General features: G+C 60.8%; 19 protein-coding genes and 5 tRNA genes. 19 read left to right on the plus strand and 5 right to left on the minus strand.

Annotated features, from left to right (window positions below; genetic code table 11):
- Positions 1-47: 47 nt before the first annotated feature.
- The 7 genes from B3C1_RS06480 (at position 48) to chrA (ending at position 6,455) form a co-directional block, all read left to right on the plus strand.
- Entirely contained in the window at positions 48-479 is a 432-nt protein-coding gene (locus B3C1_RS06480) for a DUF4426 domain-containing protein (protein ID WP_008483702.1), read from the plus strand.
- A 63-nt stretch (positions 480-542) separates the two neighbouring features.
- Complete coding sequence (locus B3C1_RS06485; protein WP_008483704.1) at positions 543-1,133, plus strand: XTP/dITP diphosphatase; 591 nt, start codon at positions 543-545, stop codon at positions 1,131-1,133.
- Positions 1,134-2,261: a radical SAM family heme chaperone HemW gene (gene hemW / locus B3C1_RS06490; protein ID WP_008483705.1), complete on the plus strand. Its 1,128-nt coding sequence runs from the start codon at positions 1,134-1,136 to the stop codon at positions 2,259-2,261. It abuts the gene before it with no gap.
- A 45-nt stretch (positions 2,262-2,306) separates the two neighbouring features.
- Complete coding sequence (locus tag B3C1_RS06495) at positions 2,307-4,166, plus strand: DUF885 domain-containing protein (protein ID WP_051012890.1); 1,860 nt, start codon at positions 2,307-2,309, stop codon at positions 4,164-4,166.
- A 120-nt stretch (positions 4,167-4,286) separates the two neighbouring features.
- A complete protein-coding gene (locus B3C1_RS06500) occupies positions 4,287-4,766 on the plus strand; it encodes a hypothetical protein (protein ID WP_008483707.1) in 480 nt (159 codons plus the stop codon).
- Between the two features lie 95 nt (positions 4,767-4,861).
- On the plus strand, positions 4,862-5,350 hold the full coding sequence (locus B3C1_RS06505; protein WP_008483708.1) for a hypothetical protein: 489 nt from the start codon (positions 4,862-4,864) through the stop codon (positions 5,348-5,350).
- A complete protein-coding gene (gene chrA, locus B3C1_RS06510) occupies positions 5,334-6,455 on the plus strand; it encodes a chromate efflux transporter (RefSeq protein ID WP_008483709.1) in 1,122 nt (373 codons plus the stop codon). Before B3C1_RS06505 ends, chrA begins: the two co-directional genes overlap by 17 nt.
- Here the strand turns inward: chrA and B3C1_RS06515 are convergent.
- On the minus strand, positions 6,442-7,224 hold the full coding sequence (locus tag B3C1_RS06515; protein ID WP_008483710.1) for a DUF2884 family protein: 783 nt from the start codon (positions 7,222-7,224) through the stop codon (positions 6,442-6,444). The genes chrA and B3C1_RS06515 overlap by 14 nt on opposite strands.
- 192 nt (positions 7,225-7,416) lie before the next feature.
- Positions 7,417-8,121 carry a tRNA (guanosine(46)-N7)-methyltransferase TrmB gene (trmB, locus tag B3C1_RS06520; protein WP_008483712.1) on the minus strand — a complete coding sequence of 235 codons (705 nt, stop codon included), beginning with the start codon at positions 8,119-8,121 and terminating at the stop codon, positions 7,417-7,419.
- Positions 8,122-8,192: 71 nt separating this feature from the next.
- Here trmB and mutY point away from each other — a divergent pair, with 71 nt between their 5' ends.
- The 9 genes from mutY (at position 8,193) to B3C1_RS06570 (ending at position 12,537) form a co-directional block, all read left to right on the plus strand.
- On the plus strand, positions 8,193-9,230 hold the full coding sequence (mutY, locus tag B3C1_RS06525) for an A/G-specific adenine glycosylase (protein WP_008483714.1): 1,038 nt from the start codon (positions 8,193-8,195) through the stop codon (positions 9,228-9,230).
- Complete coding sequence (locus B3C1_RS06530) at positions 9,227-9,499, plus strand: oxidative damage protection protein (RefSeq protein WP_008483716.1); 273 nt, start codon at positions 9,227-9,229, stop codon at positions 9,497-9,499. Before mutY ends, B3C1_RS06530 begins: the two co-directional genes overlap by 4 nt.
- Before the next feature lie 98 nt (positions 9,500-9,597).
- Positions 9,598-9,673 (plus strand) — tRNA-Phe (locus tag B3C1_RS06535).
- Positions 9,674-9,783: 110 nt separating this feature from the next.
- Positions 9,784-9,859: transfer RNA gene (locus B3C1_RS06540), tRNA-Thr, on the plus strand.
- A 10-nt stretch (positions 9,860-9,869) separates the two neighbouring features.
- Positions 9,870-9,945 (plus strand) — tRNA-Phe (locus tag B3C1_RS06545).
- 110 nt (positions 9,946-10,055) lie between these two features.
- Positions 10,056-10,131, plus strand: a tRNA-Thr gene (locus B3C1_RS06550).
- 10 nt (positions 10,132-10,141) lie between these two features.
- Positions 10,142-10,217, plus strand: a tRNA-Phe gene (locus B3C1_RS06555).
- Positions 10,218-10,628: 411 nt separating this feature from the next.
- Complete coding sequence (locus B3C1_RS06565; RefSeq protein ID WP_008483718.1) at positions 10,629-11,129, plus strand: PH domain-containing protein; 501 nt, start codon at positions 10,629-10,631, stop codon at positions 11,127-11,129.
- Positions 11,122-12,537, plus strand: coding sequence for a PH domain-containing protein (locus tag B3C1_RS06570; RefSeq protein ID WP_008483719.1), 1,416 nt, complete (start codon positions 11,122-11,124; stop codon positions 12,535-12,537). Before B3C1_RS06565 ends, B3C1_RS06570 begins: the two co-directional genes overlap by 8 nt.
- Here B3C1_RS06570 and B3C1_RS06575 read toward each other — a convergent pair.
- Genes B3C1_RS06575 through B3C1_RS06585 form a run of 3 tightly spaced genes read right to left on the minus strand, consistent with a single transcriptional unit; the run spans position 12,534 to position 15,133 of the window.
- A complete protein-coding gene (locus B3C1_RS06575; protein WP_008483720.1) occupies positions 12,534-13,013 on the minus strand; it encodes a prolyl-tRNA synthetase associated domain-containing protein in 480 nt (159 codons plus the stop codon). The two genes, B3C1_RS06570 and B3C1_RS06575, sit on opposite strands and share 4 nt — an antisense overlap.
- 48 nt (positions 13,014-13,061) lie before the next feature.
- The gene (locus B3C1_RS06580; RefSeq protein WP_008483721.1) at positions 13,062-13,820 is read right to left on the minus strand and encodes a slipin family protein; all 759 of its coding nucleotides are present in this window, start codon (positions 13,818-13,820) and stop codon (positions 13,062-13,064) included.
- Complete coding sequence (locus B3C1_RS06585) at positions 13,817-15,133, minus strand: NfeD family protein (RefSeq protein ID WP_237750977.1); 1,317 nt, start codon at positions 15,131-15,133, stop codon at positions 13,817-13,819. The genes B3C1_RS06580 and B3C1_RS06585 overlap by 4 nt, the downstream gene beginning before the upstream one ends.
- 157 nt (positions 15,134-15,290) lie before the next feature.
- Here B3C1_RS06585 and B3C1_RS06590 point away from each other — a divergent pair, with 157 nt between their 5' ends.
- The 3 genes from B3C1_RS06590 to B3C1_RS06600 all read left to right on the plus strand — a co-directional run bounded on the left by B3C1_RS06590 (position 15,291) and on the right by B3C1_RS06600 (position 21,708).
- Positions 15,291-16,307: a LacI family DNA-binding transcriptional regulator gene (locus B3C1_RS06590; RefSeq protein WP_192813351.1), complete on the plus strand. Its 1,017-nt coding sequence runs from the start codon at positions 15,291-15,293 to the stop codon at positions 16,305-16,307.
- A gap of 179 nt (positions 16,308-16,486) precedes the next feature.
- Positions 16,487-19,234 (plus strand): TonB-dependent receptor, encoded by a 2,748-nt coding sequence (locus tag B3C1_RS06595; protein WP_008483724.1) that lies wholly within the window; start codon positions 16,487-16,489, stop codon positions 19,232-19,234.
- Between the two features lie 50 nt (positions 19,235-19,284).
- Positions 19,285-21,708 (plus strand): family 20 glycosylhydrolase, encoded by a 2,424-nt coding sequence (locus B3C1_RS06600; RefSeq protein ID WP_008483726.1) that lies wholly within the window; start codon positions 19,285-19,287, stop codon positions 21,706-21,708.
- The last annotated feature ends 12 nt before the right edge of the window (positions 21,709-21,720 follow it).

The following is a 21,720-nucleotide window of genomic DNA, read 5'->3' on the forward strand; positions in this document are numbered from 1 at the left end:
GGTCTTATCCATACTAGAAGGCAGCCCGCCTGCCTACGGAGGCCACCATGTTGATGCGTAACGCTTTAACCGCCCTGCTTCTGACAGTGCTGGCCATGCCAGCCCTGGCCGAGCAGATGATGAAATTCGGCCACTATGAAGTGCACTACCAGGCCCTGCCCACCACCTTCCTGACACCGCAAATTGCCTCGACCTACCAGATTGAACGCAGCCGCTTTCGCGGCCTGGTCAATATCGCCGTACTGGACAGCGCCCAGGGCAAGCTGGCGGTGCCGGCCAGCCTGAGTGGCCAGGCCCGTAACCTGCTTGGCAATGTGATTGATCTGACATTCAGGGAGGTGCGGGAAGGCAATGCCATCTACTACATCGCCACCCTGCCCTACAGCAACGAGGAGATGTTCCGCTTCAACGTCGACATCACCCCGCAAGGGGGCCAGCCCTTCACCTTGAAGTTCGAGCACAAGTTCTACGTGGACTGACTACCCCTGGGCGTGCCCAGGGCCGGGATGTGGTATAGTGGCGCCCCTTTTTATGGAGGCGCCATGAGCAAGATTGTCCTGGCCACCGGCAATGCCGGTAAGGTACGCGAGCTGGATGCCATGCTCGCCCCCCTGAAACTGCACGTTGTCGCCCAAAGCGAATACAAGGTGTCCGAGGTAGCGGAAACCGGTACCACCTTTGTGGAAAATGCCATCATCAAGGCTCGCCATGCCGCTCGTATCACAGGCCTGCCCGCCATCGCCGACGATTCCGGCCTGGTGGTGGATGCCCTGGGCGGGGCGCCGGGCATCTACTCTGCCCGCTACAGCGGCGAAGGCGCCACCGACGCTAAGAACATCGACAAGCTGCTGGCGGAAATGCAAGACCTGCCTGTGGACGCCCGCAGCGCCCGCTTTATCTGTTGCCTGGTGTACCTGCGCCATGCCGACGACCCCACCCCCATCATCTGTGAAGGGGCCTGGGAAGGCCGTATCGCCCGTGAAGCCTATGGTGAAGGCGGTTTCGGTTATGACCCGGTGTTCTACGTGCCAGCCCTGGGCAAAACCGCCGCCGAACTCAGCAAGGAAGAAAAGAACGCGGTCAGCCACCGTGGCCAGGCCTTAAAAGCCCTGATCGCCCGCCTCGAGGCCTGAATGCTGCCGCTGTCCCTCTATATCCATATCCCTTGGTGCGTGCAGAAGTGCCCTTATTGCGACTTCAACTCCCACGCCATCAAGGACGGCATCCCAGAAACCCAGTACGTGGATGCCCTGCTGGCTGACTTGGAAGCCGACCTGCCCCTGGCTGGCGGCAGGCAGCTGCAAAGCATCTTTATCGGCGGCGGCACCCCTAGCGTCTTCTCCACCCAGGCCATTGCCAGGCTGCTGGCCGGGGTCCGTGAGCGCATTGCCTTCGCAGATGACATCGAGATCACCCTGGAAGCCAACCCCGGCACCGTCGAGGCAGACAAGTTCGAGGGGTTTGCCAAGGGGGGAGTCAATCGTCTCTCTATCGGGGTGCAAAGCCTGCAGCAGGACAAGCTCAACCTGTTGGGCCGCATCCATGGCCCCGAAGAGGCGCTGCGGGCTGCGGCCCTGGCCGCCGATTGTGGGGTACGCAGCTTTAACCTGGACCTGATGCATGGCCTGCCCAACCAAAGGCCGCAAGATGCTCTGGATGATCTGAAACAGGCCATCGCCTGCAACCCGGCACACCTGTCCTGGTACCAGCTCACCATAGAGCCCAATACCCTCTTTGCCAGCAAACCGCCGGTGCTGCCCGACGACGACACCCTGTGGCATATCCAGGAAGAGGGCCACCAGCTGCTGCTGGCAGCCGGCTATCGCCAGTACGAGATCTCCGCCTACGCCAAGCCTGGCTTCGAAGCCCGCCATAACCTCAACTACTGGCGCTTTGGGGACTATCTGGGTATTGGCTGCGGCGCCCACGGCAAGCTGACCCAGGCTGACGGCCGTATCCTGCGCACCGTCAAGGTCCGCCACCCCAAGGGCTACCTGGACCCGGCCCGCAGCTTTATGGACCAGCTGACCGAAGTGGACAGGGACGATTTGCCCTTCGAGTACTTCATGAACCGGTTAAGGCTGTTCGAAGCGGTGCCCAAAGCCGAGTTCATGACCAGGACCGGGCTGCCCCTTGAGGATGCCGAACAGTTGTTGGCCGACGCCAAAGCCAAGGGCATGGTCAGGGACGACGACAGCCACTGGCTGGTCACCGAACAAGGCCACAGGTACCTGAACCAGCTGCTCGCCTCATTTTTGTAACCTTTTACATCCTTCTATCAACATCGGTGGCGCCAATGGGTTAACATGGCGCCACTTTTCATTCCCACCGGAGTCGTCATGGTGTTCCGCATCCCCGCGCTGGCCTTGGCCGTCACCCTGGCCCTTGGCGGCTGCGCCCAGTCCCCCAGGACCGCCGAACACAAGGCACCTGTCGTATTGAGCGAAGCCCAGCTCCATGACAAGGCCCAGGCCCTGTTCCAGGCCTACTTCGACGCCGAAGTCGCGGCCAGCCCCATGTGGCAGACCCAACTGGGGATGGACACCAACAAAGGCAAGTGGGATGACATATCCGACAAGGCCGACGACGACCGCCTGGCCAGGGCCAAGCTGATGCTGGAAAAGCTGGCGCAACTGGACAAGGCCCGCCTTAACGACCAAGACAGCCTCAGCCTGACCCTGCTGGAGCAGCAGCTCAAAGACACCCTGGCCAGCGACAAATGGCGCCATTATGACTACCCAGTCAACCAGATGTACGGCTGGCACAGTCAGCCGGCGGCGTTTCTGATCAACAGCCACCGCATCGACAATAACAGCGATGCCTGGGCCTATGTCCATCGCCTGCGCGCCATTCCGGCCCTGTTGGAACAGCTGGAAACTAACCTCAGCCAAAGGGCGCAGCAGGGCATAGTGGCCCCCGCCTTTGTCTTTGAGCATGTGCAAGGCGACATCCAAAACCTGACCCGGGGTTTTCCCTTTGAAGCCGGCGCCGAAGACAACGTGCTGTTGGCCGACTTCAAGGCCAAGCTGGACAAGGTCAAGGGGGTAAACCGTTACCGCCTGTTGTCCGAGGCCAAAGAAGCCTTGCGCACCAAGGTCGGCCCGGCCTACGAGCATCTGTCGGCCGTTATCAGCGAACTGGCCCAGAGTGCCGACAGCAAGGCTGGCGCCTGGAAGTTCCCCCAAGGGGACGCCTACTACCAGTGGCGTCTCAAGGAGATCACCACCACCGATCTCGACGCCCAGCAGATTCACCAGATTGGCCTGGAGCAGGTGGCTCGTATCCATAGGGAAATGAACGCCATCAAGGACAAGGTAGGCTTCAAGGGCGACCTTAAGGCCTTCTTCGATTACCTGCGTACCGATGAGCGCTTTTTCTACAGCAACGACGAGGCCGGCCGGGATCGTTACCTGGCCGAAGCCACGGCCCTTATCGACGATATGAAAGACCGGCTGCCGGCCCTGTTCGGGTTGATGCCAAAGGCCGAGCTGGATGTGAAGGCAGTGGAGCCCTTCCGGGAAAAAAGCGCCGGCAAGGCCTTTTACCAGGGGCCGGCTCCAGACGGCTCCCGCCCCGGGCGTTATTACGTGAACCTCTACAACATGAAGGACATGCCGGTCTACCAGATGGCGGCCCTGGCCTATCATGAGGGCATTCCCGGCCACCACATGCAGATCGCCATAGCCCAGGAACTCAAGGACATTCCCATGTTCCGCCGCTATGCCCATTACACGGCCTACATCGAGGGCTGGGGGCTTTACGCCGAAGAGGTACCCAAGGAAATCGGCCTCTACCAGGACCCCTATTCCGACTTTGGCCGCCTGGCCATGGAGCTGTGGCGCGCCTGCCGCCTGGTGGTGGATACCGGTATCCATGCCAAGCACTGGAGCCGCGAGCAGGCCATCGACTACCTGCTGGCCAACACCCCCAATCCCAAAGGGGATGTGGTCAAGGCCATAGAGCGCTATATCGTGATGCCGGGCCAAGCCACGGCCTATATGATTGGCAAACTCAAGATCATGGAACTGCGCCACAAGGCCCAAAAGGCCCTGGGCAACCGCTTTGATATTCGCGCCTTCCACGACGAAGTGCTGCGCAGCGGCCCGCTGCCCCTCAATGTGCTGGAGTCGCGCATTGACCAGTGGATGGCCACACAAAGCATTTGATTAATCTTATAAAATCAATAAGCTCTTTCTTGGCTTTTTTGTCAAAACAAGGATTAGGTTATGCCTGGAACCAAGCAGAAAGATAATGGTGAAGATCCAATCGAGAACGACAACAAGTAAATGTTGACCGACGTTTTCAATATGACCGCCCTCATCCTATTGGTGATGGCGGCCATTCTTGCCAAAGGTCACCGGCGCCTGCCCATGGTGATACTGCTGAACTATGGCCTCTACTACGCTCTGGCCATGGCGTCCCAGAACTACCTTGCCGGCCGCTTTTTCAGTTATCCCACGGAAATCGACTGGTACCTGCTCAACGCCCTAAGGGAAGTCATCGTCATGGCCTTCCTGTTCGAAGGCTTGATGCAGCGTAGCCCTTACCAAGGGTGGTTCAAGTGCTACCTGGCGGTGATCAGCCTGTCGCTGTTGCTCAATATCGCCATGGCCGGCCAGGAGATGGAGGCCAACAAGGTATTGGCTCATATCCACCTCTACTACAGCTACTGCATTCCCTTTATCGAAGTCATTGCAGCTTGGCTTGGCTCCGACAACTTCCTCAGCCAACGTTGGGCAAGAAAACGCCTACCTGTGGCGGGCTGACATTCGGTCTGCGCTTTGTCATTCACACTGCGTTGACCTGGGCGGCAAATCCCCAGACACTAGGCAACACCTCTGTTAGATAGTGAGCCCCCGGTTTGGGTGATTACCTCAACATCATGGCCGTCGCCTTCGTATTGCTGGCCTTCTTTACGGCGCGCCAGGAGCGTCGCCTGCCGCTGCTGATCCTCTGCAACTACGCCGCCTATGGTGTGCTGGTATTGCTTTCCGAAGACTACGAAAACGACCTGCTGTTTGGGGATAGTGACCTGTTCGGGCTCTGGTATCTCATCAACGCCTTACGGGAGCTGGTGGTGTTGGCCTTTGTCTTCGAGGCCTTGCTCAAGGCGAGGCGAGGCCGGGGACCTATCTGGTGTTACATGTTGGTGGTGCTGATCTCCCTGTCAGCCAGCCTGCTGTTAACCCTCTCGGACATGACCGGCGAGCAATACCTGTGGAGCATCCACATCAAGGCGATCTACCTGATCCCCTTCGCCGAAATCATCCTGGCCTGGTGGGGCAGCGACAACCTGCTGCACCGCCGGTACAGCACCAGGCCTTTGCAAAGCGATGTGGTGCCTGTTTAAGGAGTTTCTGCGCCTGGGGCTTATCGCCTTTGGCGGCCCCATAGCCCATGTCGCCTGGTTCCAGCGCCGTTTTGTCCAAGAGCTGGCCTGGCTGGACCAAAGCCGTTTTGCCGAACTTCTAGCCCTGTGCCAGTTATTGCCAGGCCCCACCTCCAGCCAACTGGGTATGGCCATAGGCCATCACAGGGCCGGATGGCCGGGAGCCATCACCGCCTTTATTGCCTTTACCCTGCCCAGTGCCACTTTGATGGTCGCCGCCGGCCTGGGGCTGCCCTGGCTGCTGGGCTGGTCCCAGGCCAGTGCCATGATGACCAGCCTGGGGCTTTTTGCCGTGCTTATCGTCGGCCAGGCCCTGTTGTCCATGACCAAAAGCCTCCTTGCAACTCCCGGCAGTCGCCTGCTGTGCCTGGTGGTCTTGGCCGTGCTGCTGGTCAGGGGTCAGTCATGGCAGTTGCCACTGCTGGCCCTGTCGTCCCTCCTTGGCGCCCTGTTTTTTAAACCTCAGCTCCCGTCCAGCCCCCTGAAAAAGGCCTTTACCTGGCAGTTGCCTGTGGCGTTAAGCGGGGTGGCGGTCCTAGTCCTGGTGCCCTCAGGGCCCCTTGGGGAGTTGGCCCGCACCGGCGCCTTGGTGTTTGGTGGCGGCCATGTAGTGCTGCCGCTGTTGGCCAGCACCCAACTGGTGCAACAGGGGCTGGAGCCGTCCCATTTCCTGGCCGGTTATGGCCTGGCACAGGTGATGCCAGGGCCCCTGTTCAGCTTTGCCGCCTTCCTCGGCAGCGCCTCAACCCTGGGCCCTGGGGGCCTGATGGGCGGCCTTTGGGCCCTGGGGGCCATCTACCTGCCGTCCTTTTTGCTGCTGTGGGGAATACTGCCCTGCTGGCAGCAACTGCGCCAATGGTCCTGGCTACAAGGGGCATTAAGGGGAGCCAACGGCGCCGTAGTGGCCCTGCTGGCCCACACCTGGTACCAGGAGCTTTGGTTAGGCAGCGTCACCAGCAATGAAAACGCCGCCCTGCTGGTGTTGGGGGCGGCGCTGCTGTTGGCCAGGGTACCTGTGGTGGTGCTGGCCCTGCTGGCGGTGCTGTCCGGCCTTATCCTTTACTGACCAGCAGCTCCACCCAACCGCTAAACTGGCTTTTAAAGCCCTCTTCCTGCTTGTCCAGGGCCAGTAACTGGTCACACAGCTGGTTGGCCTTGACCTCGATGTCGCCGCCTTTGGCCTTGGCTTCCTCTTCGATGCGGTTGGCCCGGCTTTCCATATCGGCCGCCCAGGCCTGGACGTTTTCTTCAAAGCTGCCGTCGCCGCTGCTCATGGCCTGGCCCAGCTGGGTAAAGAGGTTACCCATGGATTTCTTGACGGCGCTCTCCACCCGCTGCTCGAACTCGTCACCCAGGTAGTCGTCCTGGTCCTCGTCAAAAGACCCGGATTTGACGTACCAGGTGCCGTCCTGCTCATAGAGCTGCCGGTGCAGCCGCAGCTTGGCTTCGTCCAGCCCCAGGCGCACTTCCTCGGCCGCCTCGGCGCCCAGCAGGTCCGCCAGCACCCCAGAGGTAACCTGTGAAGCCAGTTCGATGGCGCTGACCCCCAGCTCCACCCCGGTGGCGGCGCTGGCGCGCAGGCCGCCGTTGAACTTGTCCAAAGACTGACGCTGCTCGCCACTCAGGCTCTGGCTGCGCTCGCCAATGAGCAGGGTGCCGTCTTGGTAGCGCATCAGCGCCTTACCCTGGTCCTCCACCCAAAAGCCATCTTTGGCCAGGCGCAGATCGTGGGGGATCGTCATCTGGCATTTTTCATCCACGCTGATCTGGGTGTCCTTGGCCATGGCGGTTGCGCTCAAGGCCAGCAGGGGCAGGGCCATTATCATCTTGTTCATCAGAAGCTCCTTGGCTGATTCTGACAGGGCTCTATCAAGCTACGTGCCATTATTGAAAGGCGATATGAATCAAGGAGATAAATATAATAGCTCATCGCTAAGTTGGTGATTTTCACCAGCTTTTGGCGAGACTGCCCTGTTGCCCTGGCACAAAAAAGCCGGGCAAGCCCGGCTTTTTCTGGCATTGGCCTATCAGGCGGTGCGCTCGAACATCAGGTCCCAAACACCGTGGCCCAGGCGCTCGCCACGGGCTTCGAACTTGGTCTTGGGCCTGTAGTCGGGGCAAGGCACATAGTCGCTGCTGGCAGACTGGTTCTGGTAGCCGGGGGCGGCGCTCATTACTTCGAGCATGTGCTCGGCGTAGTTTTCCCAGTCGGTGGCCATGTGGAAAACGCCGCCAATACTGAGCTTTTGGCGCAGGTTCTCGGCAAACTCCAGCTGGACGATGCGGCGCTTGTGGTGGCGCTTTTTGTGCCAGGGGTCGGGGAAGAACAGCTGGACCCGGGCCAGGCTGGCGTCGGGGATATTGTCGGCCAGTACTTCGATGGCGTCGTGCTCGAAGACCCGCAGGTTGCTGACCCCGGCTTCGCTGGCGGCCATCAGGCAGGCGCCGACGCCGGGCTTGTGCACTTCAATGCCGATAAAGTTGAACTCAGGTGCCGCCTTGGCCATTTCCACCAGGCTTTTACCCATGCCAAAGCCGATCTCCAGCACCACCGGGTTGTTGTTGCCAAACACCGCAGCCAGGTCCAGCAGGCCCATGCCGTGTTCCAGGCCCATGCTGGCCCAGTTGGCGTCCAGCGCCTGGGCTTGGCCCTTGGTCAGGCGCCCCTCGCGGCGCACGAAGCTGCGGATCTTACGCAGGTAGGGCGTATTTTCGGCGTTTTGCTCGGACATGGGGGGCTCCTGTATTTTGGGGCGGGCATTATCGCTACAATGCCGGCCTATTTCCACAAAGAAGAATAGCCATGACCTTTGCCCAGCGGGTGGTGGACTGGTACCACCAACATGGCCGCAAGACCCTGCCCTGGCAGCAGCACAAGACGCCCTACAAGGTTTGGGTGTCGGAAATCATGCTGCAACAGACCCAGGTGGCCACCGTCATTCCCTATTTCGAGCGCTTTATGGCGCGCTTTCCCGACGTGCAGGCCCTGGCCGATGCCGACCAGGACGAGGTGCTGCACCACTGGACCGGCCTCGGCTATTACGCCCGGGCCCGCAACCTTCATAAGGCCGCCCAGCATATTCGCGACCAGCATGGTGGCCGCTTCCCCGAGCGCATCGAAGAGGTTGAAGCCCTGCCCGGGGTGGGCCGCTCCACCGCTGGGGCGGTGTTGTCCCTGTCCCTGGGCCAGGACCACGCCATTCTGGACGGCAACGTCAAAAGGGTGCTGGCCCGCCACCAGCAGGTGGACGGTTGGCCCGGCAACAAGAAGGTCCATGACCGGCTGTGGGACATCGCCGAGGGCTTTACCCCCAGCCGGGAAGTGAGCGCCTATAACCAGGCGATGATGGACTTGGGGGCGATGATCTGTACCCGATCACGCCCCAGCTGCCAGCAGTGTCCGGTTGCCGGAGATTGCGGCGCCTATAAGGTGGGCCGCCAAAGCGACTATCCCGGCAAAAAGCCCAAGAAAACCCTGCCGGTGCGCAGCGCCACCTTTTTGCTGCTGCGCAGGGACGGCTGCGTCTTCTTGCAACAAAGGCCACCCAGCGGTCTGTGGGGCGGCCTCTACTGCCCACCCGAGGTGACCGATATCGGCCCCTGGCTTGACCAACAGCAGTTGGTGGCCAACCGCCGGCAGGATCTCAGCCCCTTTCGCCACACCTTTAGCCATTTCCACCTGGATATCAGCCCCGTGCTACTGGATGTGGAGGAACTGCCGGGCAGCGTCATGGAAGCCGATGGCGGCCTTTGGTATAACTTGGCCCAGCCACCGGCCGTGGGCCTGGCCGCCCCCACCAGCAAATTGCTGAGCCTTTTGAAAACCGAGGAAAGCCAATGAGCCGCACCGTATTTTGTGTCCATCTCAACAAAGAAGCCGAGGGCCTGGACTTCCAGCTCTACCCCGGTGAGCTGGGCAAGCGCATCTTCGATAGCATCTCCAAAGAAGCCTGGGGCCTTTGGCAGAAAAAGCAGACCATGCTCATCAACGAAAAGAAGCTGAACATGATGGATGCCGAGCATCGCAAGTTCCTGGAAGGGGCCATGAGCGACTTCCTTTTCGAGGGCAAGGACCCGCAAATCGAGGGTTACACCCCACCCAACGCCTGATTTTGTACAGGCTTTGAGCAAACAGTCGGAAGGGAGTGCAAAACCCCCTTCCGGCTGGTTGACTTGCCCCCCAAAGATCTATTTAATTAGCGCCCGTCGCCTCGATAGCTCAGTTGGTAGAGCAGCGGATTGAAAATCCGCGTGTCGCTGGTTCGATTCCGGCTCGAGGCACCATATTTCAGTGTTTCAGGATGGCGACAAGTCATCGGAAACCGGTGCCAAAACACCATTTACCCGATTCAGAATTTGCGATAAATTCCTGAATCACAAAGCCAGTTTAGGTTGCCGGCTTAGCTCAGTTGGTAGAGCAACTGACTTGTAATCAGTAGGTCGCGGGTTCGACTCCTGCAGCCGGCACCACTTAAAATTTGCCTCGATAGCTCAGTTGGTAGAGCAGCGGATTGAAAATCCGCGTGTCGCTGGTTCGATTCCGGCTCGAGGCACCATATTTCAGTGTTTCAGGATGGCGACAAGTCATCGGAAACCGGTGCCAAAACACCATTTACCCGATTCAGAATTTGCGATAAATTCCTGAATCACAAAGCCAGTTTAGGTTGCCGGCTTAGCTCAGTTGGTAGAGCAACTGACTTGTAATCAGTAGGTCGCGGGTTCGACTCCTGCAGCCGGCACCACTTAAAATTTGCCTCGATAGCTCAGTTGGTAGAGCAGCGGATTGAAAATCCGCGTGTCGCTGGTTCGATTCCGGCTCGAGGCACCATATTAGAAACCCAGCCTCGGCTGGGTTTTCTTTTTTAGGCCGTCATCGAACAAGTTCGATTGCCAGGCCCTTCCCTGGACCTGCCCCTTGGGGCCATCGCCAGCGATGTCCCAAAATGCTCCGGGCATTTTGGTCCGGCTCGAGGCACCATTTAAAGCAAAGGCCCTGGTCGCAAGACCGGGGCTTTTTGCTATCGGCGACACTCTGCCGCTGGCCTCGGCGGCCCCACCTCGGCGGCCCCGTTCCATTGCGGCTCGAGGCACCATATTAGAAACCCAGCCTCGGCTGGGTTTTCTTTTATCCCGCCTTTGCCTGGTCCAGGTCCTGCTAGACAAAACCCCTTACATTCTGTGCCCTTGCCATCCCTTTGCGGTCTGCCACAATGACCTTTGGTGACCCAGGGATAACCCTATGTTCCATAATCATATTGTCGAGTCCCTGCCCCAGGCGGATGCCCTGGAATGGCAGCCGTTGTCCCCCAAGTACCCTCGCCAGGAACTGGCCAAGGCACTGCTGTTTGCCCTGGTCCTGTTGCTGGCCGCCCTGGCCTTGCCCGTGCTGGTGGGACATGGTTGGCTACTGGCACTGAGCCTGCCGGCGGCGCTATTGCTGGGGGGCCTGCTTTGCCTGCACCGCCATCGGCTGGCCATTACCTTTGGCTACCTGGTGCGGGAACGGGACATCCAAAGCCTTGGCGGGGTTATTTGGCGGGCCCAGACCGCCCTGTCCTATTGCCGTATCCAGCATATCGCCATAGAGCAGGGGCCCTGGGAGCGGCACCTGGGCCTGGCCACCCTGAACCTCTTTTCTGCCGGATCGTCCAGTGCCGAATTGGTGATCCCCGGCCTCGAAGAAGCAGAGGCCCAGCGCCTGCGCCAATGGTTGCTGGCCCGGATAGACCGGCATGACTGAATGGCGGCGCCTGTCCCCCTGGGGCATCTTGTTTTTCCTGCTGGGTCAGCTGCGCCAATGGGCCCAGGCCATACCGGCGGCCCTGGCCGGCGGCGTTTACATGGGTAAGTTCGATATCAGCACGGCGCTGCTGGTACTTATCCTGGTGGCGCCTTTTGGCATGGGCCTGGGGGCCCTGGTCAGCTGGTGGCGCTTTCTCTATCAGCTCAAGCCCGGCCGCCTGGAAATCACCCAGGGCTGGTTTTTCCGTAAGCACCTGGAGATCCCGGCCGAAAGGGTTCAGAACATTGAGGTCAGCCAGCCTCTCTACTTCAAGCCCTTGGGGCTATTTAACCTGCATATCGAGACTGCCGGTGCCAGCGGCCAGGAAGCCAAGCTGGCGGCCTTGCGCGAAGACGAGGTCAAGGCCGTCAAAGCCATGCTGCTGGCGGCCCAGTCTGAAGTAGACACAGAGGCCCACGAAGCCGAGCCGCCCCTGCTGACCCGCAGTATCGGTGACCTATTGCTGTTCGGCCTTTGCCATAACCATCTGGCCTGGCTGTTGGTGGTAATGGCTCCCTTCTACGACAACCTGGCCGACCAGCTCGACTGGTTGCTGGACAGCAACTTGGACACTTGGGGGCCCTTTGCCTACCTGGTGGGTTTTATTGTGCTGGTACTGGTGTTGACGGCGCTCTCCATGCTGGCTGCGGTGCTGATCTACCACCCCTATCGCCTTGAGCGCCAACAAGGCAAGTTGCTGCAAAGCGGCGGCCTGCTTAACCACCGGCAACTGGCCATGGAACACAGGCGGCTGCAATGGCTGGAGCTGCGCCGCAACCTGCTGGACCGGCTCTTTGGCCGTTGGCAGCTAAGCCTGCATCCGGTCAGGGACGGCAACACCAAGCAAGGCCAGGAACCAAGCCAAAAACTGCTGGCCCCGGCCCTAAGAACTGCGGAATTACCCGAGCTACTGGCCCTGGCCGGCGCCCAGCGGCTGCCGCAAGGGGCCTTTTGCCGCCCGCCTGCCTATTACCTTGGCCGCTTATTGCTGTGGACGGCATTGCCGGCCCTGTTGCTGGGGGCAGGCAGCGCCATAGAGCTGGGCTGGGGCGCCCTGCTGCTGGGGCTGGCCCCCTGGTGCTGGGTTTATCTTTATTGGCTGGGTTGTGGCTGGCAGCTGGACGAGGACAGGCTCTGGGTGCGCCGGGGCCTATGGAGCCAGCATTTTTGGCTACTGCTGCCCCATAAGGTGCAGGGCGTAAAACTGGTGCAAAGCCCAGGGCAAAGGACCCGGGGTTACGCTACCCTGGCGCTGACCACGGCGGCGGGGCACCTGACCCTGCCCTACCTGCCCTTGCGGCAGGCCTGTTACCTGCGCAACTGGCTGCTGGCCAAGGCCCAGCAGCGCCCGGAGCATTGGCTCTAACGGCTGGGCACCGCCAGCACTTTGGGGATGATGCCAAGATGGTCGCAAAAGCGCTCCACTCCGGTCTTGGGGATCACCAGGGTCTGGTGGCTGACCAGGGGGTGGCATTGAAAGTCCTGGCCCTGCCAAAGGGCTTCATCTATCCAGAGGGCAACGGTGCCTTGCGGGGCTTGGGCCAAGGCCAGCAAGGACACAGCCCCCGGCGCCACCCCCAGGTAACGTTCAAGACGCTCTGCAGATGCGAAGCCCAGCCGCGACAAACCGCTTTGGCGGGACAGGGCCTTTAGGTCCACCTGTTTGTCTGGGGTGGTGAGCAGCAAGATATGCTGACGGCCGTAGTTGTCCCGCAAGAAGAGGTTCTTGATGCGCTGGCCCGGCCTGGCCAGGCCAAAGCGGTCAGCGGCCTGGCAGTCGGGCAAGGGTGGGTGCTCCACCTTGTTAAAGGCGATCCCCAAACGGCTTAGCAAGGCTTCCATGGGCGGCTCCGCACAAAAGCCCCAGCCTAGCCAAAGCCCAACTGGGGCTCAATCCCCTTTATGGCGGGCAAAGACCTGCATCAGCTCCATGGGCAGGGGGAAGATGATGGTGGAATTATTCTCGCCGGAGATCTCGGTCAGGGTCTGTAGGTAACGCAACTGTATGGCCTGGGGCTGCTGGGCCAACACCTGGGCGGCCTCCAGCAACTTCTTGGACGCTTCGAGCTCACCGCTGGCATGGATCACCTTGGCTCGGCGCACCCTTTCCGCCTCTGCCTGGCGGGCGATGGCCCTGATCATGGAGTCATCCAGGTCCACGTGCTTTATCTCCACATTACTGACCTTGATGCCCCAGGCGTCGGTGCTGGTATCGAGGATGCGCTGCAGGTCGGCATTGAGGGTTTCCCGTTCCGCCAGCAGCTCGTCCAATTCGTGCTGGCCAAGCACCGAGCGCAAGGTGGTCTGAGCCAGTTGGCTGGTAGCCTCCAGGTAGTTTTCCACGTTGATGATGGCCTTTTGCGGGTCCACCACCCGAAAGTAGATGACGGCGTTGACCCTGATGGTGACGTTGTCCCTGGAGATAACGTCCTGGGTCGGCACGTCCATGGTCAGGGTACGAAGGTCTACCCGCACCATCTGCTGCACAAAGGGCACTATGATGATGAGCCCGGGCCCCTTCACCTTGTAAAAGCGCCCCAGCAGGAACACCACCGCCCTTTCGTATTCGCGCAGGATGCGAAACATGCTGGCGATGATGAACAGCAGCAGGACAAACAACAGCAGCGGAAAATAGGCAAGGGGTATCATGGCTTGCGCTCCTCTTGTGGTAATGGCTGAACCTTCAAGGTCAGCCCCTCGACGGCCTGCACCCGCACCCACTGGCCGGCAGCCAGGGGCTGGTCGCAGGTGGCCGTCCAAATCTCCCCCTGCACCCTGACCTGGCCTTCACCGGTAAAGGCCTTTAAGCACTCACCTTGAAGGCCAAGCAGCATGTCGTCCCCCGACGCTGGCGGGCGGTGGCGCAACTTGAGCAGCATCCTTGCCACCACCAGCAGGAACAGCAGTGACAACAGGGCAAAGGCGGCGATCACCGGCCAGGCCACCCGAAAGGCCTTATCCGGGCTTTCAAACAACAGCACCGACCCCAGCAGGAAGGCCACCAGCCCCCCTGCCCCCAGGATGCCGAAACTGGGCACCAGGGCCTCGGCGCTTAGCAGGGCCAGCCCCACCAGTATCAAAGCCAGGCCGGCGTAGCTGATGGGCAGCATCTGGAAGGCCAGCAGCGCCAGTAACAGGCAGATAACCCCTATGGTGCCGGACACCCCAAAGCCGGGGCTGTAGAACTCCAGCAACAGGCCATAAACCCCAAGCAGCATCAGTATGTAGGCGATATTGGGGTCGGTTATGACCATGATGAAGCGCTGGCGCCAGTCCGGGGTACGGCGCTCGGCCACCAGGCCCTGGGTAGCCATTCGCCACTTACCGGCTGTGGTCTCTACTTCACGGCCATCGAGCTTGGCCAGCAGTTCTGCTTCATCCTTGGCGACAAGCTCTATCACCCCCTTGGCCAGGGCCTGGCTGGCGGTCAGGGTTGCCGCGTCTCTCACCGCCGACTCGCCCCAGTCGCCGTTGCGGCCCCTGAGCTCGGCCAGGGCGCGGATATCCGCTACGGCATCGTTCATCTGTTTGCGGGCCAGGGTCTTTTGATTGTCGTCGGTATCGTCCTTTTCCTTGGCGCCCCCACCGGTCAACTGTACCGGGCTGGCCGCCCCCAAATGGGTAGCCGGAGCCATGGCGGCTACATGGCTGGCATAGAGCATGAAGGTACCGGCAGAGGCGGCCCTGGCCCCCTGGGGTGCTACGTAGATAACCACAGGTACAGGGCTGGCCAATATGGCCTGGTTGATATCATGGGTGGCGGAAGCCAGGCCCCCTGGCGTGTCCAGGGTGACCAGCACCAAAACCGGGGCCGGCTGTTGTTGCCCGGCCTCACGCAGTTGGCCAGCTAGATAATCGGCGGTACCGGGGCCTATGGCACCCTTGATGTCCAGCTGCCAGTAACTGCCCTGGGCCAGGGCGCAGCTGCAGAAAAAGAGCAGGGCCCAAAGCATTCTTGCCATAGCGGAATGTTCCCAGGCTCAGTATTCAAAGCGTAGTAGATAAGCGTTCCCTCACCTTCAAAGCCCCTGCGATCAGCGACTTGCCGCCCCCAACTGGGTTGAGACTTTGCACTTGTTGGTGTTAACTGAGTGCCAAGCCAACCTTAAGCTCAGCATCTTGAAGACAGCCACCATCAATGACGTTGCCCGCCTGGCCGGGGTGTCCATCAAAACCGTATCCAGGGTCATCAACCGCGAACCCAAGGTCAGGGAAGAAACGGTGGCCAAGGTCATGGAAGCGGCCCGGCAACTGGACTACCAACCCAACCAGGCGGCCCGCAGCCTGGCCGGTTTCAAGTCCTTTAACATCGGTTACCTCTACGACAACCCCAACGCCTACTATGTCATCGACATGCAAAACGGCCTCTTGGCCGCCTGCCGCGAACATGGCTATGAGTTGTTGATCCACCCCTGCGACGCCTTTACCGGCCATATCGTCGAAGAGCTGACCGCCACCGTCAAAAGGGCCCGTCTGGCCGGGGTTGTGTTGACCCCGCCCCTGTCGGAGCTGCCGGAAGTGCTCCATACCCTTAAGGATCTGGAGATCCCCTTCGTGCGCATCATCTCCGGCAGCAAGGCACCGGACCAACTCAGCCCCTGCGTCATGGTGGACGACCACGGCGCCGCCTTGGAGGTGACCCGGCATTTGCTGGAGCAAGGCCACCAGCAACTGGCCTTTTTCTGCGGTGACACCATCCACCACTCCACCGCCGAGCGCCAAAGCGGCTTTGAAGAAGCCCTGCGCCAATTTGGCCTGGACCCGGCCCAGGCGGCCATCTTGCCTGGCCGCTATGCCTTTGATTCCGGGGTAGCCAATGCCCGCCAGGTACTGGCCCAGACCCCCAGGCCCACCGCCATAGTGGCGGCCAATGACGAGATAGCGGCCGGCGCCCTCTTTGCCTGCCGCCTCGAAGGAGTCAGGGTCCCCGAAGACATCGCCATTGCCGGCTTCGAAGACTCGCCCTTTTCCCGCCAAACCTGGCCGCCCCTGACCACGGCCCAGCAGCCCAACAGCCTGATAGCACGCCGCGCCGCCGAGCTGCTGCTGGCCAGCCTGCGTGGGGACGCCAAAGATAACCAACTGATATTCAAGCCTAAATTACTGAAACGCGATTCCACCGCCCGCCCCGCCTGACCCTCCATCCAGACCGGCCTTGATGCTGAGATCAAGGTCATCTTTACGTAAAAAACCGTTTGCAACTTGTTCACAATTTGGCTAGCGTGACAAACGGATGACAACGCTGTCATATCGATAACAGAGCTCCAGCAGTAAGGAGCCGAAGCAGAAAACCAAGACATCAGGATGGAACTCCCATGGAAAATCGCAAACTGAGCTCGTGCGCTCTTGCTGTGAAATTCGCCTTGATAGTCGGAGGCGCAGTTGCCCTGCCCAGCTGGGCCGCCGATACCACTCCGGCCACCAGCACAGCGCCCGCCGCCGCGACCGAAACCGACGATATCGAGCGCATCGAAGTCACCGGCATCCGCGCCAGTATGAAAGCCTCGGTCAACACCAAACGCTTCAGCACTGCCGTCGTCGACGCCATCACTTCCGAAGATATCGGCAAGTTCCCGGACAAGAACGTCGCAGATTCCCTGTCCCGCATCACCGGCGTGTCCGTGACCCGCGACTTCGGTGAAGGGGAAAAAATCGCCGTACGGGGTACCGACCCCTCCCAGAACCGGACCCTGCTCAACGGCGCCGCCGTGGCGTCAGCCGACTGGTTCGTGCTGGACAACCCGTCCCGCGCCTTCAACTTCACCCTGCTGCCCTCCAACCTGGTGTCCTCCCTGGAGGTCTACAAGAGTCCCCAGGCCGACGTACAGGAAGGATCTCTGGGCGGCACCGTTTACCTGAAGACCTTCAAGCCCCTGCAGCTGGACGCCAACACCCTCAAGCTGAGCTTTGAAGAACAATATTCCGATAATTCCGAAGAATGGGATCCGCAGATATCCGGCCTCTATTCCTGGAAGAACGAAGACGAAACCTTCGGCTTCCTGGTGGCCCTGACCAAGCAAGACCGCACCTTGGTCCGTGAAGGTAAGGAAGCCCTCGGCTTTGTTGCCGCCGACAACGGCACCCCCAACGATCAAAGCGACGACTATTGGTATCCGCGCGTTATCGGTGATGCCCATTTCAGCCAGGAGCGGGAACGTAAGACCGGTTTTGCCTCCATTCAGTGGCGCCCGGCCGACGCCTGGGACCTAACCCTGAACGTGCTGGATACCAAGCTCGACGCCAACAACACCAACCACAACCTCTACACCTTCCTCAACGAAAACTTCGACCCGGCCAGTGCCACTTTCAGCGGCAATAACGTCATTGCCGGCACCGCCTACGACGCCACCTCCCAGCTCTATGTCATAGACCGGGTGTCCTATTCCGACTCCAAGTCCTATGACTTTGACGGCAGCTACAGCGCCGACAGCTTCAAGGTGACCATGCGCGCCGGCCACACCGAGGCCGAAGGCGGTACCAGCCGTGACCGCCACTACCAGTTCTCCCGGGTCATGGACCATGTGGATTTTGCTGGCCTTAACCACACCGACTACGTGGATGCCACCAACACCGAAAGCCGTGACATGCTGCTGGCCCGTCCCTTCGACTGGATGCAGGAAGGGGCCAGGGTGATGGAAGACGAGGAAAACTACGGCGGCCTGGACTTCGAATTCCCGGTCAGCACCGGTGTCTTTACCGACATCAAAACCGGGGTTTACTACCGCGACCACGACAAGAGCCAGCGCCAGAGCGGTACTCGCTTCCACTGGACAGCCGACTCCCAGCATAACGACCCGGCAAACGGCCCTTATGGCGATCTGAAACCCGGTGAAGGCTCCTGGGGCGCCGACGTGCTGGGTTGGGACGGCTCAGGCTACACCCTGGCCGATTTCGTCGGCGGCGGTTCCACCGCCTATTACCCGTTGCTGGACCTGGGTAAAGGGGCTGCCATCGCCTACCCCAATGCCGCTTATGCCAGCCCCACCGCCACCTTCCTGTTCCTGGCCGATACCTGGCAGGTCAACGAGAAGATCTACGCCGCCTATGCCAAGGGCGACTTCCAAGGCGACGGTTTCCGTGGTGACATCGGCCTGCGCTTTGTGAAAACCGAAGTGGAATCCACCGGTTATAAGTGGAACGGTGATGCTACCGCCGCCGCCATCAGCCTGCTGCCGGACTACCAGCTACTGGCCCTGGCCGTGGACCCCAACGGCAACTGGGATGTGCATCAGGAAACGGCCAAGCATGACTATGAAGACATCCTGCCCAACCTGAACCTGATCTTCGATTTGAGCGACGACACCCTGCTGCGCTTTACCGCAGCCCGGGTCATGTCCCGCCCGGATTACAAGGACATCGCCAACCACGAGTCCACCAACATCCCCACCGGTAACGCCGCCCTGGGTAACCCCTACCTGGATCCGATCCGGGCCAACCAGTACGACATCGCCTACGAGTGGTATTTCGACGACACCGGCATGCTGGCTGCCACCTTCTTCTACAAGGACATCGAAGGCCTGGTGAAGTATGAGGTGAGCGAAGTGCAGGCCTATGACGAGCAGGCCGGTGAGTACGTCACCCTCAACCGCACCAAGCCGGTCAACGGCGCCGGCAGCGAGGTCAAGGGCCTGGAACTGACCTACCAGCAGGAGTTTGGCAACTTCGGCCTGATGGCCAACTACACCTACACCGACGCCGACTCCAATGAAGAGCGCGATGCCTTCAACAACCCCGGTTCCGGCTTGACCCTGGGCGCCTCCAAGCACATGGCCAACCTTACCGGCTACTACGAGAACGACTGGTTGAGCGCCCGCCTGGCCTACAACTACCGTACCGAGTACTACGACGGCATCAGCGAGTACGGCGCCGAAGTCTATACCGACGACTACGCCCAACTGGACGGCCGTATCGGCGTCAAGGTCATGGAAAACCTGGAACTGACCGCCGAAGCCATCAACATCACCGACGAAGAGATAGAGCAGTACCACATCGACAAGTCAGCACCGTCCAAGCTTTACAGCAACGGTCGCCGCTTCTATGTGGGCCTGAACTACAGCTTCTAACCTGACCCACCCGGGCCCAAGGGCCCGGGTTCTTGCAGATGGATTTATCGATGAAAGCCCTTATTTCCCTGCTGGGCCTGCTGCCCCTGGCGGCGCAGGCACTGGACCAGACCGGCCTTGAGCGCATGGCCAACAACCTGGATGTCAGGTACGAGATACTGCGCGCCCTGCAAGGGGAGCCCTGCGATCCGGCCTTTGGCGACGGCCACTGCTATGAAGTGCGACTGACCCTGACCCTGCCCTACGACCAGGTCGATACCGACTGGCAGCTTTACCTTGGGCTGGTCAACCCGGTGCAGTCCTTTAAGAGTGATAGCCTGCGTATCAACCACCAGAACGGCGATCTGCACCAACTGACCGCCAAAGTCCCCTTTGAAAAGGGCCAGCCCCTGAGCATCGACTGGCGTGCCAACTTCTGGCAGCTGGGTTACACCGACACCCTGCCCAACTTCTACCTGGCCGCGCCCGGGTTGAAAGCGGTAGTGGTCAAGGCTACCCAGCCCCCGGCCGATGCTGTCCTGCCCAAGGACGAGTTGCCCTTTGTCAAAGGCGATATACCGCACCTGCGTACCGCCGACGATCACACCCCGGTAGCGGACGGCCAGTGGTATTTCAGCCGCTACCCCGCTGCGGCCCCGGCGCCACTGGAGGCGGTGCTGCCTGAGCCCAAATCCCTGAGCCGCCAACTCGGCGAGGTAAAAGCCACCGCCTTTGCCCTCAAGGCCCCAGGTTTTAAGCTGCCCAAGCTGGGATTGCCCCTGTCCCCTAACGGCCTGGCGGTCAGCATCAGCCGCCAGCAAGGCCCGGCCGAGTCCTACCGGCTCAAGGTCGAAGATAAAGGAGTAGCCATTACCGCCAGCGACGATGCCGGCGCCTACTACGCCCTGGTGACCCTGACCCAGCTCTTCGACGGCAGCCAGTTGCCGAAAGTGACCATAGACGACAGCCCCCGCTACCCTTTCAGGGGCCTGCATCTGGATCTGGCCCGCAACTTCCTGGGCAAAGACTTCGTGCTGCAACTGATCGACGAGATGGGCGCCCTCAAGCTCAACAAACTGCACCTGCACCTGGCCGACGACGAGGGTTGGCGCCTGGCCATTCCCGGCTTGCCAGAACTGACCCGGATGGCCAGCAAGCGTTGCCATGACCCCCAAGAAGAGCGCTGCCTGCAGCCGCAACTGGGCGCAGGCCCTGATGGCGCCGGCCGCGACGGCTTTCTAACCCCGGCCGACTACCAGGACCTATTGCGCGCCGCCCAGGCCCACCATATCGAGGTTATCCCCTCCTTGGACATGCCCGGCCACAGCCGCGCCGCCATCCGCGCCATGGAAGTACGCTTCCGGCGGCTCAGCGCCGACAACATGGCCGGCGCCGGCCAATACCGCCTGGTAGAGCCGGCCAACGGCTCCCGCTACCAGTCCATCCAATATTACGACGACAACACCTTAAACCCCTGCATCGACAGTACCTATGCCTTTACCCAGCGGGTGTTCAGTGCCGTGCAGGCCATGCACCAGCAGGCCGGGGTGCCCCTCAAGCGCTACCACATCGGCGCCGACGAAACCGCTGGAGCCTGGCATGACTCGCCGGCCTGTAAGGCGCTGATCGCCAACGGCGAAATCAAAGACCAGCATGACCTGCTGCCCTACTTTCTGGGCAAGGTCATAGGCCAGCTCCATGACCTTGGTATCGAAGCAGCGGCCTGGAGCGACGGCCTGGAACGGGTGGATCCCAAGACCCTGCCCGGCAAGGTGCAATCCAACGTCTGGACCCCGCTGTTCTGGGGCGGCGAGAAGGTGGCCCACCAGATGGCCAACCAGGGCTTTGAGGTGGTCTATTCCTTCCCGGACCTGACCTACCTGGACTTCCCCCAGGCGCCGGACCCACAGGAGCCTGGCTATTACTGGGGCAGCCGCTACATAGACGACACCAAGCTGTACCGTTTTATGCCGGGGCAGTTGGCCGCCAACGCCCAGCAGTTCAAGGACCGCCAGCAAAACCCCTATCAGGCCGACAATTGGCCCCTTGAAAAGCCGGCCAACATCCTCGGCCTGCAGGGCCAACTGTGGACGGAGACAGTGCGTAGCCCGGCCCAGGCCTGGTACCGGCTGTTACCGCGCCTGGCGGTGTTGGCAGAAAAAGCCTGGCACCAGAGTCCATGGGAAGGCCCCCAGCCCGATTGGGCAGGCCAGGCCCAAGGTTGGCAGCGCCTGGCCGCCACCCTTGGCAGCAAATGGCTGCCCCGTTGGGATAAGGAAGGACTGCATTACCGCCTACCACCGGTGGGGGTACAGAAGGAAAACGGCCAGTACCACCTGCGCCTGCCCTACCCGGGCCTGACCATAGAAGTGCTGCCCCAGGGCGCCAGCCAATGGCAACAATGGCACCCCGGCATGGCGCTCAAGGCCCCCTTTAAAACCAGAGCGAAAAGCCGCCAAGGGCGCCCCGGTCGCGCCATAGAGATCAGCGAATAACACGAGGTTGGT

Origin of the sequence: Gallaecimonas xiamenensis 3-C-1, assembly GCF_000299915.1 — a bacterium.
GTDB classification, from domain to species: Bacteria; Pseudomonadota; Gammaproteobacteria; order Enterobacterales; family Gallaecimonadaceae; genus Gallaecimonas; species Gallaecimonas xiamenensis.

Excerpts from the sequence above, each read along its gene's own strand:
- trmB (WP_008483712.1), bottom strand. The coding sequence starts at position 8,121 with ATGTCCGAGCAAAACGCCGAAAATACGCCCTACCTGCGTAAGATCCGC.
- hemW (WP_008483705.1), top strand. The coding sequence starts at position 1,134 with ATGCTGCCGCTGTCCCTCTATATCCATATCCCTTGGTGCGTGCAGAAG.
- B3C1_RS06565 (WP_008483718.1), top strand. The coding sequence starts at position 10,629 with ATGTTCCATAATCATATTGTCGAGTCCCTGCCCCAGGCGGATGCCCTG.
- B3C1_RS06530 (WP_008483716.1), top strand. The coding sequence starts at position 9,227 with ATGAGCCGCACCGTATTTTGTGTCCATCTCAACAAAGAAGCCGAGGGC.
- mutY (WP_008483714.1), top strand. The coding sequence starts at position 8,193 with ATGACCTTTGCCCAGCGGGTGGTGGACTGGTACCACCAACATGGCCGC.
- B3C1_RS06580 (WP_008483721.1), bottom strand. The coding sequence starts at position 13,820 with ATGATACCCCTTGCCTATTTTCCGCTGCTGTTGTTTGTCCTGCTGCTG.
- B3C1_RS06585 (WP_237750977.1), bottom strand. The coding sequence starts at position 15,133 with ATGGCAAGAATGCTTTGGGCCCTGCTCTTTTTCTGCAGCTGCGCCCTG.
- B3C1_RS06485 (WP_008483704.1), top strand. The coding sequence starts at position 543 with ATGAGCAAGATTGTCCTGGCCACCGGCAATGCCGGTAAGGTACGCGAG.
- B3C1_RS06600 (WP_008483726.1), top strand. The coding sequence starts at position 19,285 with ATGAAAGCCCTTATTTCCCTGCTGGGCCTGCTGCCCCTGGCGGCGCAG.
- chrA (WP_008483709.1), top strand. The coding sequence starts at position 5,334 with ATGTGGTGCCTGTTTAAGGAGTTTCTGCGCCTGGGGCTTATCGCCTTT.
- B3C1_RS06500 (WP_008483707.1), top strand. The coding sequence starts at position 4,287 with ATGTTGACCGACGTTTTCAATATGACCGCCCTCATCCTATTGGTGATG.
- B3C1_RS06480 (WP_008483702.1), top strand. The coding sequence starts at position 48 with ATGTTGATGCGTAACGCTTTAACCGCCCTGCTTCTGACAGTGCTGGCC.
- B3C1_RS06575 (WP_008483720.1), bottom strand. The coding sequence starts at position 13,013 with ATGGAAGCCTTGCTAAGCCGTTTGGGGATCGCCTTTAACAAGGTGGAG.
- B3C1_RS06595 (WP_008483724.1), top strand. The coding sequence starts at position 16,487 with ATGGAAAATCGCAAACTGAGCTCGTGCGCTCTTGCTGTGAAATTCGCC.
- B3C1_RS06515 (WP_008483710.1), bottom strand. The coding sequence starts at position 7,224 with ATGAACAAGATGATAATGGCCCTGCCCCTGCTGGCCTTGAGCGCAACC.
- B3C1_RS06570 (WP_008483719.1), top strand. The coding sequence starts at position 11,122 with ATGACTGAATGGCGGCGCCTGTCCCCCTGGGGCATCTTGTTTTTCCTG.
- B3C1_RS06495 (WP_051012890.1), top strand. The coding sequence starts at position 2,307 with ATGGCGCCACTTTTCATTCCCACCGGAGTCGTCATGGTGTTCCGCATC.